This is a genomic window from Roseateles amylovorans (assembly GCF_025398155.2).
GTDB classification, from domain to species: domain Bacteria; phylum Pseudomonadota; class Gammaproteobacteria; order Burkholderiales; family Burkholderiaceae_C; genus Roseateles; species Roseateles amylovorans.
Genome location: NZ_CP104562.2, coordinates 5,020,194 through 5,035,743, shown reverse-complemented (window position 1 = coordinate 5,035,743; position 15,550 = coordinate 5,020,194). Strand labels below are relative to the sequence as shown.

Genomic DNA, 15,550 nt, shown 5'->3' with positions numbered 1-15,550 from the left:
GAACTCGGGCAGAACGACTCATGAAGCACACACACAATGGCACCCGCGCCGCAATCGGCTTGAATGAACCGGCATTTGCGCCGGCCCCGCTCGCACGGGCGGTGGCGCTGATGGTGGCCATGGGCGGCGGCGTCGGCGCGGTCCAGGCGCAGGCCGCCTTCAGCCCCGCCTGGTTCGCGAGCAAGGGCGCGACGCAAAGTGCCACCGCGCAGAGTGGCCGTCTTCCGAATGGCAAGCCCGCTGCCCAGGCGGCCACGACGCAGCAGACCGACGCCGCTCGCCAGAAGTTGCAGCAGTCCATGGCCAACCTGGGGCTGACGGCACAGTCGATCGCCGCCCAGCAGGCCCGACAGGCCGCCGCACGCGCCGCTGCGGAAGCCGCCGCCGGCGGCGTGCCCAACGGCCTGGCCCCGGGCGGCCTGGTGGTGGATAGCCAGAGCCTGACCGCCGGATGGATCGGTGCGAAGGGGCCGACCCAGACGGTGGATGCGGGCCGCACCACCGTCACCATCGAGCAGACCCAGAGCCGGGCCATCCTGAACTGGGAGACCTTCAACGTCGGTCGCCAGACCACGGTGCAGTTCCAGCAGCAGTCCGACTGGGCGGTGCTGAACAAGGTCAATGATCCGCTCGCCCGTCCCTCGCAGATCCAGGGCCAGATCAAGGGCGATGGCACGGTGCTCATCGTCAATCGCAACGGCATCGTCTTCTCCGGCACCAGCCAGATCAACACGCGCAACCTGGTCGCAGCTGCGGCCATGATCAGTGACGATCAGTTCCGCAGCGCCGGCATCTACAGCAACGGCAATTCGCCGAGCTTCACCGAGGCACGGGGCAAGATCGAGGTGCAGGCCGGCGCCCAGATCACCACGCCCAAGCCGGGCTCGGTCACCGTGGGCGGCGGCTATGCCATGTTGCTGGGCGCGGAGGTGCGCAACGACGGGCAGATCACCACGCCGTCGGGCCAGACCGTGCTGGCGGCGGGCGACAGCTTCACCATCCGCAAGGGCGCGGGCACCGAAGGCAATGTCGGCGCCACCACCGTGGGCAACGAGGTCGCGGCCTCGCGCCTGCCTGGCAGCAGTGCGGGCACCGTGGTCAACTCCGGCCTGATCACCGCCGCCACCGGCGACATCACCCTGACCGGCCATGCGGTGACGCAAGCCGGCGTGTTGGTGAGCACCACGTCCACGGCCCGGCGCGGCACCATCCATCTCTCCACCCGGGCCAGCGACGACACCGGCACCGTCACCCTGGCCAACGGCAGCACCACCGCGATCCTGCTGGAGGACAGCAGCGCGACCGCCCTGGACAGCCAGCGGGATGCGGCGCTCAAGGACCTGGGGGCGGTCGGCAACAACGCCAGCGGCGTGTTCGACAACCTCAGCACCGTGGTGGATCGGCGCGACCTCTCACGCGTGGAGATCGTCAGCGGCAACACGGTGGACTTCCAGGGCGGCTCGATGACGCTGGCCACCGGCGGCGAGATGGCCGTCACCGCGGTGAAGCGCACCCTGGTCGACAAGGGCGCGGCGCTGGACGTGTCCGGCGCGGTCGGCGTCAAGGTGGCGATGGAGAGCAACAACCTGCTCATCAATGCCCAGGGCAATGAGCAACGGGACGCCCCGACCAACCGCGACGACGAGTCGCTCAACAGCCTGGACCTCTGGGTCGATCGGCGCAAGCTGGTCTTCGTGCCGGCCGGCACCAACGGCTATGCGACCGACCGTTGGTACACCGAGGGCGGCTTGCTGGAAGTCTCCGGCTATGTGGCCACCAGCCACCATTCGGTGGGCGAGTGGATGGCCCAGGGCGGCACCGTCACCGTCACCGGCGGCGATCTGGTCACCCGTGCCGGGTCGGGCATCAACCTTTCAGGCGGCACGCTGGACGTGGCGGCCGGCGTCCTCCGGCAGAGCTGGATCAAGGGCCGCGACGGCCGGCTGCATGAAGTGTCCAGCGCACCCGGCGACCTGCTCTATGCGGGGCTGTACCGGGGCTTCTCGGGCGAGCATGTCCGCTGGGGCACCGATGGGACCGAGGCCTACTACAACCCGCTGATCGCGCCGCAACAGCGGCTGGAGAACGGCTACACCGTCGGTCGCGATGCCGGCAAGCTGGTGGTGGCCACCCGCAGCGCGGTGCTGGAGGGCACCCTGCGGGGCGACACCTACAACAGCCCGCAGCAGCTCAAGGCGCCGCAGGCCGACCTCGACGGCTACCACCAGTCGCAGACGGCCGCAGCGCGCGGTCCCCAACTGATCGTCGGGCAGTACCGGCCGGTCTATGACACCACCAGCGTCATGCTTCGCCACCAGCTGTCGGCGGTGGCCGACCGCGTGTCGTTGAAGGACGGCGTGCCGGCCACGGCGGGTGAGATTCAGTTGGGCGACGCCGTCGCCGCCGACCGTCAGGGCGTGATCACGCTGGACGCCGCACGCCTGAGCGACACGGGTCTCGGTGCAGTGCGCCTGGCGGCGAGCCGTGGCATAGAGGTGCAGGCCGATCTGGCCGTGACCGATGGCGGCGACATCACCCTGTACGCGCCGCAGGTGAATGTCGCGGCCGACCTGACCGCGCACAGCGGCACGATCCGCATCGGCAATGTGCTGCGACAGCCGCAGCAGGTCACCGGCAATCCGGTTCAGGATGGCGCCCTCGCCGTGCCGGGCAACGCGGTCGGCGGCGTCACCGTGCACACCGGCGTGACGCTGGATGCCAGCGGACGCTTCACCGATCTGCGGGCGACTGATGGCAACCCCGCGCTTCAGGCCCATCTCGACGGCGGCAGCGTCAGCATTCGGTCGACCGACAGCGTGAGCCTGGCCAAGGGCGCGCTCATCGATGTGTCCTCGGGCGCGATGGTGGAGGCGGACGGCAGCGTGACCGGCGGCAAAGGCGGCTCGGTGCAATTGGGCGCCGGTCTGGCGCTGGCGGCGGGCGGCTCGAACGCCCCGGCGTCGCTGATCCTGGACGGTGACATCCACGGCCACGGCGTCAACGGCGGCGGCACGCTGTCGATCGAGTCGGCGAGCGGCATCGTCATCGGCGGACAGATGCAGCAGGTGGACGGCGTGCTGAAGGCCGGCGCCTCGTCGCTGGTCGATCTGGTCCTGCTGAACCCGCAGGAGATCAAGGTGCCTGCCGGCGGCGTGCTGCCGGTCAACTACCAGTACATCGTCTCGCACGTCAATCCGGGTGACTTGGTCGGCGCCACCGGCTTCAAGACCGGCGTGAACTTGGTAACCCAGGCCGATTGGCTGCCCCCGGTCGGCAGCTACACCATTCGCGTCAACGGCAATTTTGCGCAGCGCACCGACGGCGGGTTCCTGGTCGACAAGGGCCTGTTCCTGCCGAAGGAGTTCATCCCGTTCATCCCCAAGGGCAGCGTGGTGAGCTTCATCAGCGACCCGCAGAGCGTGGCCTCGTATGCCAAGTTCGTGGTGCCCGCCGACGTCTTCCCGCAGGGCGTGCCGATCCCCGATCGGGTGGTCCGCTTCCGGGCCGGCGAGCGCGCGCCGTTCGATCTGACGCTGCAACTGGCGGCCGGCACGCGCCTGGCCGCGGGCGTGGTGCTGCCGACAGACGTGGCCGTGGCGCCGACGACCACCTTGAGCACCGAGCTGTTCCAGAGTGGTTTCTCGCAATACGACGTGCGCGGCCATCTCGGTGTGGCGGTGCCCGACGGCGTGGCCCTGGACGTCTCCGTGCCGGTGTTGCGCGGCGTGGCGCCGATGCCGCTGAGCGAGCCCGACCTGGCGGCGGCCTTCACGCCTTTCCGGCCCGCGCTCTACCAGGAGAACGCCAGCACTGGCGTGTTGACGCCACGCACCGGCGCCAGCCTGACCCTGTCGGCTGGGCGGCCGACGCTGCAGGCCACGGTGGGCGATGCCGGCGATCTGACGATGGGCGAGGGCGCCCGGATCCGGGTGGATCCCGGACAGTCGATCGTGTTGTCCAGCCGCGGATCGCTCAAGGTGGACGGGCTGCTGGAGGCCAAGGGGGGCGAGATCGCCTTGCTGGGACCGCAGTCCGTCATCAGCCAGCGGGACCTGGATCACGGCGGCCTGGTGGCCGACGGCTGGGCCAGCGATCGGGCCATCGAACTGGGCGCGCAGGCGGTGCTGGATGCCTCCGCTGCGTCGTCCGTGGCGGTGGATGCACTGGGTCGGCGTTATGGCTTGGTGACCGACGGCGGCCGCATCGTCGTCGGCGGCACATTGAAGGACTCGGGCGCGCGCGCCTTGACCTCGGATGCGTTCGTGGTCGTGCATGAAGGCGCGGTGCTGGATGCGTCGGGCGGTTCGGTGTCGCTGGACCTCCCCGGGCAGGGACTGCGGACCGTGGCGAGCCATGGAGGGGACATTCAGTTGAGCTCCGCCAATGGGCTGGTGCTGGACGGCACCCTCCGCGCCCAGGCCGGCGGCGCGGGCGCTTCCGGCGGCCAGCTCACCGTGGCGCTGGAGGCGCCCCAGGTGGCGACCGGCGCGGAGGCCGAGGTGCTCGCGCTGAGGGAGCTGACGCTCCGCCAGCAGCATGTGGCGGGGGCCGCCGGCAGCGCGCTGCGCTATGGCCAGGCGGCCCTGGGTGTCGATCAGGTCCGCGAGGGCGGCTTCTCCTCGCTCGCCCTGTACAGCAACGGCCTGCTGAGCCTGGCCGGCAATGTCGATCTCTCCCTGGACCGCGAATTGCGTCTGTACGCCGGAGCCATCGCGGCCGAGCGGGGGGCGTCGCCGACCGCCGAGGTGCGCCTGAATGCACCGCATGTGGTGCTGGGCGGCATCGTCGACAACATCACCTATTCCGATCTCCATGTGCGGCCGTCCTATCAGGGGGGCGTGAGCACCCAGCCGTCCAACGGCACGCTGACCGTGCGCGGGCAACTGATCGATGTGCAGGGCGTGGTGACCTCCGGCCTGAACCGGACCGTGGCCTTCACCCAGGAGGATCGGGCGGGATTCCGGCAACTCAACCTGCTCAGCGACGGCGACCTGCGCTTTGCCGCCGGTGAGAGCCTGCCGTCCGGCTTCACCGGCAATGAGCTGAATGCCACCGGCAGCATCCTGCTGCAGGCGGCACAGGTCTATCCCGGCACCGGCGTCTCTGCGCGGGTGCGGGCGGGCCGCCTGACCGACTTCGCCTTCGATCCCGACAGCCGTCTGGTCATCGAGCGGGCCGACCCGCAGGGCGCCGATCCGGCCCTGCCGTATTCGGTCTTCGGCAATCTGCAGCTGAGCGCCGCGCATGTGGAACAGAACGGCGTGGTGCGCGCGCCGCTGGGCAACATCACCCTGGGCACCTCGGACGCGTCCAGCGGGTCGGCCTTGACGGTGCAACTCGGTGCGAACAGCCTCACCTCGGTCAGCGCGGCGGGCCTCGTGATGCCGTATGGCGGCACTTCCGACGGCGTGACCTATGCCCAGGACGGCCGCCCGGTGGGCCTCAAGGGCGTGGGCGCCAACGGCAACATCACGCTGTCGGGCGCCGGCATCGATGTCGATCGCGGGGCAGTGCTGGACCTGTCCGGCGGTGGCGATCTGCGCGGCGCAGGCTTTGTCTCGGGACGGGGCGGATCGACCGATGCGCGGATGAACCCGCTGGTGCAGACCGGCAAGGACGGCTTCGTGCTGCCCGATCTGGCGAGCCATCCGGTCTATGCCATCGTGCCGGGCTACCGCTCGGCCTATGCGCCGCTCGACAGCGGCGGTGCGGTGGCCCCGGCGGTGGGCCGTCAGGTCACCATCGGCGCCAACGACGTGCCGGGATTGGCCGCCGGCACCTACACCCTGCTGCCGTCCCACTACGCCCTGCTGCCGGGCGCCTTCCGGGTCGAGATCAGCAGCGATCCGACCGGTCGCAGCGCCGACGGCGCCATTGCCATGCGCAACGGCTCCTACAAGGTGGCGGGCACCCTGGGCACCGCGCACACCAATCAGCGCGACAGCTTGTCCAGCCAGGTCATCGTGACGCCGGCCGATGTGCTGCGCCGCTACTCGGAATACAACGAGACCCGCTATGCCGACTTCGTCCTGCAGCAGGCCAGCCTGTCGGGCACGGTTCGCGCGATGCTGCCGGCCGATGCGAAGACGCTGAACATCTCGCTGCCGTCGTCGGCGGACAGCCATTTCAGCTTCGACGGACAAGCCGATTTCACACCGGCCAAGGGCGGCCATGGCGGCACGGCCACCCTTTCGGCCACCGGCCTGTTCTCCTGGAGCGGGGCGATCGAGGTGCGCGGGGACGGCAGCCGTCCCACCGCCGGATTCGAGGGCCTGTCGATTCAAGCGGGTGATCTGAACGCGCTGGGCGCGGCGCGGTTGCTGGTCGGCGGCACCTTCTCGTCCACCCACGGCGTGCAGGTCAACGGCTCGGACCAGAGCAACTATGTGGATGTGGCCGGCACGGTGGGCCGCATCGCGCTGCGCGATGGCGCGGTGCTGCGCGCGCCCGAGGTGCTGCTGGTCGCCAACAGCCCGACGGGCGGCATCGACATCGAGGCCGGCGCCGGCATCCGCACCATCGGCGCCGGCAAGGCGGCGTTCGACTCGACCGACGGCTATGTCTACCGCCTCGGCGCGGTCGCCTTGGTGGGGGCGTCCAATGGCACGCTCAACCTGCTGGCGCCGCAGGTGGGCACCTCGTCCAACGAGGGCGGCGGCACGATCCGCATCGGCAGTTGCGGCGCCCGCTGCGACGATCCGGCCGAGCTGTATGCCGAGGGCACCCTGGTGGCGGCCACCCGCCGCAGCGTGGACATGAAGGACAACGTGCGCTTCGGGGCGCGGGACCTGGTGCTCGCCGTGGGCGCGGTCAATGCCGGCAGTGCCGAGGAACTGGCCGCCGCGCAGGCGCGCGGTGCGTTGACGCCGGGTCTCACCCTGAATCAAACGGTGCTGGACCGCCTGATGAAGGGCGACACCGCCTACGGCGCACCGGCGCTGCAACGCCTGGTGCTGACGGCGGGTGAGTCCATCAACTTCTTCGGCGATGTGACCCTGGACACCACCGATCCCGCGACCGGCAAGGCCGCGCTGAACCTGGTGCTGTCCACACCGGCCCTGTATGGATGGGGCGATGCGGACGATGTGGCCCGCATCACCACCGGCAAGCTGACCTGGGCCGGTCTGGCCGGCGGTGCGCCGGCGCCGGTGACCGGCGGCCGGGGCACGGGCACCGGTCAATTGCAGGTGACCGCCAATCTGATCGAGTTCGGCATGGACGCCACGGCGCAGCCGACCGGTGTGCAGGATGTCGGCCGCACCATCCTCGGTTTCGGCGATGTGCGGATGAGCGCCAGCGAGCGGATCACCGCCAACCACAAGGGCTCGCTGACGGTGGCCGAATCCATGGTCGCCGGCAGCGACGGCCCGCAGTTCCAGGGCGGCAACCTGGTCCTCAGCACCCCGCTGATGACCGGCGCGGGCGGCTCGGTCAACCGCATCACGGCGGGCGGCTCGCTGGCCGTGGTCGCGCCGACGGGCGGCAGCACCGCCGCGGTGACGCCCACGGTGGAGACCGGCGCCGAACTGAGCCTCACCGGCCAGACGGTGCGCCTGGATACCGCCGTGGTGCTGCCCAGCGGCAAGCTCACCGTGAAGGCCGATGGCGACGTGCTTCTGGGCGATCAGGCGCAATTGGATCTGGCCGGTCGCGAGATCAAGCTGCATGACATCAGCCGCTATTCGTGGGGTGGCGATGCCACGCTGCAGAGCGCCACAGGCAACGTCACACAGTCCGCGGGGTCCCGCATCGATCTCTCGGCGAAGAACAACCACGCCGGTCTGCTGAGCGTCATTGCGCTGGACGAAGAGGCGGGCCGGGTCGTCTTGCAGGGCAAGGTGCTCGGCAGTGCCAGCGGGCACGATGACGCCGGCGGCACGCTGGTGCCCTACCGCGCCGGCGGTGTGAACATCCGCGCCCAGCATCTGGGCACCGGTGACGATCTGACCGGTGAATTCGCCGCCTTCAACAGCCGGCTCAACGAGGGCGGTGTCACCGGCAGCCGAAGCTTCCAGCTCAAGCAAGGCGACCTCACCATCGGCAGCGAGTTGCGTGCGCACGAGGTATCGGTCTCGCTGGACCGCGGACAGCTGACTGTCTCCGGCACCATCGACGCCAGCGGCGAGCAGGTGGGCAGCATCCGCCTGGCGGCCGCGCGCGGCCTGACGCTGGCCGGCACTGCCGTGCTGGATGCGCATGGCACGGTGCTGCGTGTGGACAGCGACGGCCAGATCATCGACAGCCCCAACCGGGCGACGGTGGAACTGGATTCGGGCACCGGCATGCTGGCGATCGGCAGCGGCGCACGCATCGACCTGCGGCACGGCACCGCCAGCACCGGCGGTGACGGACGCGATCGCGGCACGCTGGACCTGTACGCACCCCGCGTGGGCAGCACCGGCCGCATCACCGATGCCGATGCAGCCACCTACGGTGACATCGCCATCGATGCGCGCGGCAATGTGACGATTCAGGGCGCGCGGTCCATCGCCGTGTACGGCAAGCAGGTCTATCAGGATGCGCCTTTCGGCACCGATCCAGCGGCCAGTGGTCGCCCCTATCAGGTCATCGACCAGGCCTACCTGGACGGCAAGCATGCCGAATCGGCGCAGTTCATCGACGGCGCACTCGCCAACACCGCGTTGCTGGGCACCCGGCTGGGCGGGCTCAATACCGCCGACTACCGCAATGCGCTGCATCTGCGTCCGGCGGTGGAGGTGGCCAGTGCCACGCCGGACGGTGACCTCATCGTGCGCGGCGACCTGGACCTCTCCGGCCAGCGCTACAGCGGCCTGAATCCCAACACCCCGAAAACCGCCGTCTACGGTTCGGGTGAGGTCGGCATGCTGACCCTGCGCGCTGGTGGCGACCTGTCGATCTACGGCAGCATCAACGACGGCTTCGCGCCCCCACCCGAGACGCCGGACGACCAGGGCTGGATCCTGACCCAGGGCGTGCAACGCTTCGGCGGTGATGTGGTGGTGCCAGCCGCCGGCGTGACGCTGGCCGAGGGGACGACCTATCCGGCCGGCAAGACGCTCAACTACGCGATCACCGCCAAGGACGTGACGCTGCCGGCGAGCACGCTGCTGCCGTCCACCGTCACGCTCGACCGCGCGCTCACCCTGCCGGCCGGCACGGTGCTGGCGGCGGATGTGCGCGCGGCCGACGGCACGGTGCTGTTGGCCGCTGGATCGATCGTCGGCGCGAACGGGGCGGCATTGCCTGCGGGTGCGCAACTGATGGCCGGCACCCGGCTGCCGGTGACGGTGACGCTGGCCCGGCTGGTGTGGCCCAAGGGCACGGCCTTGCCGGTGGCGATGGTGCAGTCCGGTTCGCTCGCACTGCCGGTCGGCGCCGTGATCGCCGCCGGCACGAACGTCGCCTTGCCGGACGATGCCGCCTTCATCCATCTGCGCCATGCGGACGGCAGCGGTCGTCAAGGGCGCAACTGGGCGGTGGCCCAGATGCTGCCGGAGGGCTCGCCGTCGTGGAGCCTGCGGCTGGTGGCCGGCGCCGACCTGGAGGCGGCCGACGCGCGGCTGCGCAACACGCAGGGCCGCGGTCATCTGACGCTGGCCGACACCCATTACGGCGTGCAGGTCACGGCGGGCGGTGTCATCGCTGGCCTGAACTGGGGCGGCGTCAACGAGATCATCAATGCCGCAGGCGGCCTGCCGCCGGGCATCAACGATCCGCATGAGCTGCTGGGCAAGACCGAAGCGGAGATCGTGTCGCTGTACGGCGCCTTCGAATGGGGCGACTTCGGCCTGCCGCTGGACTTCTGGAGCCCCAGCGGCGGCAATATCCTCAAGGGCCTGACCCTGCAGGGCGTGGACGCGGTGGTCAACGTGGCCGGCGGCCTGCCGCCCGGCATCAACGATCCGCGCGAACTGGTCGGCAAGACCGAGTCCGAGCTGGTCACGCTCTACGGCGCCTTCTCGTGGGACGACTTCGGCATGCCGGCCGACTTCTGGACTCTGGCTTCGGGCAACGGCGCGACGCTGAACCTTCCGTCCACCGTGGCGGCGAAGTCGCCCACTTTCAGCGTGGTGCGCACCGGTACCGGCGATTTGTCGCTGATCGCTGGCGGCAACTTCTCGATGCGGTCGGCCTACGGCGTCTACACCGCCGGCACCGCCACCAGCCTGGGCAGCGCCGGACTCGATGCGGCGTACAACCAGGGTCGCGGTCTGGTTGCCGGCGGCAGCTCGGTGCTGGGCAATGCGGCCCAGGGCTTGTCGAGCCGCTATGAAGCGCTCGTCAGCGGCGCCGACAGCCTCTACAAGGCCTGGTATCCGAACGGCGGCGGCAACCTCTGGGTCGACGTCGGCGGCAACCTGACGGGCGACGCCTGGAGCTCCAGCGGCGAAACCGGCTGGGCCAGCGCCAGCGTCGGCAACTGGCTGTGGCGCCAGGGCACTGGAGATACGGCCGGCGTGGACCCGGTGCCGACGGCCTGGTGGATCAACTTCGGCAGCTATGCCTCCCGTGAGAACAACGGCGTCGCCTACTGGCCGACGGTGGTGGGCTTCACCGGACTGGGTACCCTCGGCGGCGGCAATGCGGCCATCCGCGTGGAGGGTGATGCGGGCGTGGTCGCGTTGAAGACGACGGCCGCGGCCACGCTCAACAACAGCGGCAGCACGGCGGCGCGGAGCGAGGGCGTGACCCTGGCCATCGGCAGCACCGGCCGTGTGCTGGACGACGGCCGCGTGGTCCTGACCGGGGGAGGCGATCTGGATGTGCGCCTCGGCGGCGGCTGGAACAGCCATCTGGACGCGCGTCTGAGCGGCGGTGGCGCAGGCGTGGCCCAGACCCACGAGCTGTATGGCAGCGCGGTCAACCTGCGTGGCGCGATCAACCTGACAGCGGGGCAGATCGGCACGGTCGAGCTGTTCTACGGCGCGGTCCAGGATGCCAAGGAACTGCGGGCGGCGGATCCGACGGTCGCCACCGCGTCGCGGGCCACCGGCGGCCTGATGCTGATGCAGGGCGATGCCAGCGCATCGATCACCAGCCGCGGCGACTTGGTGCTGGGCGGCACCGGCGATCCCGGGCTGGTGATCACGCCCAACGGCACGGCCTTCACCTCGGCTGCCGGCAACGGTCAGATGGGCACGAGCTGGTTCACGCTGTGGACCGACCGCACCGCCTTGCAACTGGTCTCCGCCGGCGGCCAACTGGCCTTCGACACACGGGCCAGCGAAACCAGCGCCCAGCCCGCCAACGGCAACTGGGACTACACCAGCAACGGCGGCTGGTTCCTGCTGCCAGGCAAGGTGAGCGCTTTGGCGGCCACCGGCAGCATCTATTACGGCAGCTCGGCCTCGTACGGCAACACCTCGGGCGGCGCAACCCAATGGAACACCGCCGGCCTGCTGCTCGCGCCGCTGGGCGAGCGCCGCATCGAGCTGCTGGCCGGACAGTCGCTGTACGGCGGCGGTCAGGCGATCAGCAATTCCGGGGCCGACAGCGCCATCATGGCGACGGTGCAACATCCGGCCTTCGCCGGCTATGACATGGGCGCCAGCACGAGCCCGGCCCTGGCGTCCAACGGCCAGGCGGACGGGGCGCTGATCGGCTATGGATTGCAGCCGCTGCTGGCCTTCGGCGCCAACACCATCGGCGATGCCGCCGTGGCCGCCACGGCCGCCCAGCCGTCGCGGTTCTATGCGGTGACCGGCGACATCGTCGGTCTGCGCACCGGCACGGTCGTCAACTACACCAGTGGCCTTCGCGCCGGGCAGCACGACCAGGTGGCCGCCGGACCGGTCTCGGTGAAGGCGGGACGGGACATCGTCTACACCGGCACCCGCGTCGGCGACAGCGTGCCGCTGGTCTCGGGCCTCACCAGTGACGACGCCGCGGCGGCGGTCTCCGGCAACCTGATCATCAACACCCACCCGAACGACGTGTCGATGATCCAGGCGGGACGCGACATCCTCTATGCGAATGTCGACGTGGCCGGCCCCGGCACCCTGGAGATCACCGCGGGACGCAACCTCATCCAGAACGACCGGGCCAACCTCACCAGCATCGGACCGGTGCTGTCCAGCGACGCGCGGCCGGGTGCCGGCATCGTGGTGCAGGCGGGTGTCGGCAGCCAGGGCGCGGACTACGGCCGGTTGCTGGCCCAGTACCTGGATCCCGCCAACCTGGCTGTGGCCGGCACGCCGCTGGCCGACCAGCCGGGCAAGGTGATCAAGACCTACGGCGCCGAGCTGGCGGACTGGCTCAGCGGTCGCTATGCCTTCAAGGGGACGGCGGCGGAGGCGATGAGCTTCTTCAGCACTTTGCCGCCGGAGCAGCAGCGCCTCTTTGCGCGCCAGGTCTTCTTTGCCGAGCTGCGCGAGGGCGGTCGGGAGTACACCGCCATTGGCGGCCCGCGCACCGGCAGCTACCTGCGCGGACGCAATGCCATCGCCGCGATGTTCCCCAACCAGAATCCGCAATCGCCGACCCTTGCGGGCACCGGAAATCTGCTGATGTATGGCGGTGCCGGCATCCACACCGACCTCGGCGGCGACATCCAGGTGCTGACGCCTGCGGGTGCCCAGACCTATGGCGTGGAAGGCGCGGCCCCGCCGGCCACGGCGGGCCTGATCACCCGCGGCAGCGGCGACATCCAGCTCTATGCGCTGGGCAGCATCCTGCTCGGCCAGAGCCGGGTGATGACCACCTTCGGCGGGGACATCCTGGCTTGGTCGGCGCGCGGGGACATCAACGCGGGCCGAGGGGCCAAGACCACGATCGTGTTCACGCCGCCGCGTCGCGTGTACGACGAGCTCGGCAATGTGAGCCTGTCGCCGGATGTGCCCAGCACCGGCGCCGGCATCGCCACGCTGAACCCGCTGGCCGAGGTGAAGGCGGGCGACATCGACCTGATTGCGCCCCTGGGCACCGTCGATGCGGGGGAGGCCGGCATTCGCGTGTCCGGCAACATCAACATCGCCGCGCTGCGTGTGGCGAATGCCGCGAACATCCAGGTGAAGGGTGAGTCCGCCGGCCTGCCGGCGGTGGCGGCGGTGAACGTCAATGCCCTGACCAGCGCCAGCACGGCGGCCAGCACCGCCGCGGCTGCCGCGCAGGAGGTGCTCCAGCGCGAGCGCGAGGCGGTGCGCCAGCAGCAGCCGTCGACCTTCACCGTCCGGGTGCTCGGCTTGGGCAATGACCCCGCGCCGACACCGTCGATGCCGGCGAGCCCGCCGACCAGTCGCGCGCCGGTGCCCTACGACCCGAGCAGCCCGGTGCAGATCGTCGGCCACGGCAAGGCATTGGATCCGGCCGTGATGGCGCAGTTGACGGAGGCCGAGCGGCGCGCCCTGGCCAACAAGCCGTGACCGCGGACAAGCCCTCGGGCCGGCGCTGAACCCATCGATCGGACGGCGACTGCCGTCCACCACGAAGGCCCCTGCCGGAAGGTTCGGCGGGGGCCTTCTCCTTTTCAGCGCGGGTTCAGCGCGGTCCTGGCGGTTCATGTGCAGGCGCGGCGCGCTGGGTCGGGCTGGCGCGGCGCTGAGCTGAGCTGAGCTGAGCTGAGCTGAGCTGAGCTGAGCGGAGCTGGTGGGGCAGTGCGGTGCGGTGCGGCACCTGCGTCCGAAGATTTTTATGAAGTTTTCGTGACTTCGCGTGGTTTCTCCCTTCGTGCGCCGTCTATGTATCGGGACGTGACGCTGACATCTGTCGCCGCCAGCATGGCTGGCCGAGGCAAAGGGTGGACGACGTCGGCGTCAATCAAAGAAACAGAGGAACGGGGTCGATGAGATGAGGGAGTTGTCAATGACCGGGCCACCGCCATCGGGTCAGGCGGCATGGCGGGCGATGCTCGGCGGCGTGGTCGTCGTCGGCGTCAGTGCCGTGGCGATGTCGCCGGTGTCCGTGCTGGCGCAGGGGCTGCCGGCATCGTCGCAGACACCTGCGTCGGCCTCTGGGCCTGCGCCTGCATCCGAATCCGCATCCGCATCCGCATCCGCATCCGCATCTTCGGACGACTCGGGCTCTCCGGCCGCCGGTGCTGCCACGCAGATCTCGAGCGATGCGGCAGTGACCACGTCGCCCGTGGATGTCTTCGAATACCTGGTCCGTGGCAATACCGTGCTGGACGCCCGCACCATCGAGCGTGCGGTGACACCGTTCCTGGGCCCGGCCCGTACGCGTCAGGACATCGAGGCCGCACGGGACGCGCTGGCCGCGGCCTATCAGGCGGCGGGCTACCAGTCCGCCTATGTGGACCTGCCGGATCAGCCGATGGTCGACGGCGTGGTGGTGCTGCTGGTCAACGAGGTGCGGGTGGGTCGGCTGCGGGTGACGGGCAGCGAATACACCTCGCTGCAGGCGGTGCGGGAGCAGGTGCCGTCGCTGAGCGAGGGCGAGGTGCCGAACTTCCAGCAGGCGCAGGTGGAGCTCAACACCCTCAACCGCGGCGGCCAGCGCCAGGTCATGCCCCTGGTGCGCCAGGGCAGCCTGCCGGGCACGATGGATGTGGACCTCAAGGTGGACGACCACAGCCCCTGGCGCGCCAGCATCGGACTCAATAACGACAAGAGCGCGGACACCCGGGACCTGCGCCTGAGCCTGTCGGTCGGTCATGACAACCTCTGGCAGCTCGGCCACAGCGCCTCGCTCAACCTGTATGCGACGCCGCAGGACTTCAGCCAGACCCACGTCGTCTCCGGCGCCTACACCGCGCCGCTGCGCGACAGTGCCTGGAGCGTCGAGGCCTCGGGCTATGTCTCCGACAGCAACATGGCCACGCTGGGCGGCACCACGGTGCTGGGCAAGGGCTACTCGGCGGGATTCAAGGGCAGCTATGTCGTCCCCGACAGCGGGGCGTGGTGGCACAGCTTCAGCCTGGGACTGGACCTCAAGCGCAATCGGGAGTCGCTGCGCGTGGGCGCGGCCGGTGACACCGTGCCGCTGGACTATGCGCCCTTCACCCTCGGCTACGCCGGTGTCCGCCAGGGGGAGCGCAGCCAGTTGAGCGTGGCCTTGTCCGCCGTCACCGGTGTGCGCAGCGTTCTGGGCTACGGCAGCGACTGGCGTGAGTTTGACTACAAACGCTACAAGTCGTCCCCCAGCTTCCTGGTGCTGAAGGGCGACATGAACGGCAGCCTGACGATGGAAGGCGGCTCGCAAGTCGCGCTGCGGGTGGCGGTGCAGGCGAGCGATTCGCCGCTGGTGTCCAGCGAGCAGATGGCCGCCGGTGGCATGAACTCGGTGCGCGGTTATCTGTCCGCCGAGCGGGTGGGTGACGTGGGCCTGGTGGGCGCGCTGGAATGGCGCACCCAGCCCCTGGCGCTGCCGATGGCGGCGATCGAGAACGCCCGGTTCTACACCTTCTTCGACTTCGGCCATCTGCGCCTGCGCGAGCCCCTGCCCGAGCAGCAGAGCCGCTTCACCTTGTTCTCGCTGGGCCTGGGCACGAGCTTCGGCTTCGGACCGCATCTGAGCGGTCGGCTGGATGTCGGCTACCCGCTGCGGGCCGGCGAACGGACGGATCGACACGATCCGCGTCTCACCTTCCATCTCAATGCCAGCTACTGAGCCG

The 15,550-nt window shown here is 69.9% G+C and carries 3 protein-coding genes; 2 read left to right on the top strand and 1 reads right to left on the bottom strand.

All coding sequences use genetic code 11. The annotated features are described in order from the left end of the window. Positions 1-20: 20 nt before the first annotated feature. Positions 21-13,343 carry a filamentous hemagglutinin family protein gene (locus tag N4261_RS20790; RefSeq protein WP_261757166.1) on the top strand — a complete coding sequence of 4,441 codons (13,323 nt, stop codon included), beginning with the start codon at positions 21-23 and terminating at the stop codon, positions 13,341-13,343. A 462-nt stretch (positions 13,344-13,805) separates the two neighbouring features. Here the strand turns inward: N4261_RS20790 and N4261_RS20785 are convergent, their stop codons facing one another. Further along, positions 13,806-14,054, bottom strand: a complete 249-nt coding sequence (locus tag N4261_RS20785) for a hypothetical protein (protein ID WP_261757165.1) — start codon at positions 14,052-14,054, stop codon at positions 13,806-13,808. Here N4261_RS20785 and N4261_RS20780 point away from each other — a divergent pair. Further along, entirely contained in the window at positions 14,047-15,546 is a 1,500-nt protein-coding gene (locus tag N4261_RS20780) for a ShlB/FhaC/HecB family hemolysin secretion/activation protein (protein WP_261757164.1), read from the top strand. The genes N4261_RS20785 and N4261_RS20780 overlap by 8 nt on opposite strands. Positions 15,547-15,550 lie beyond the last annotated feature (4 nt).

Coding starts and splice junctions, on each gene's coding strand:
- N4261_RS20790 (WP_261757166.1), top strand. CDS start 21: ATGAAGCACACACACAATGGCACCCGCGCCGCAATCGGCTTGAATGAA.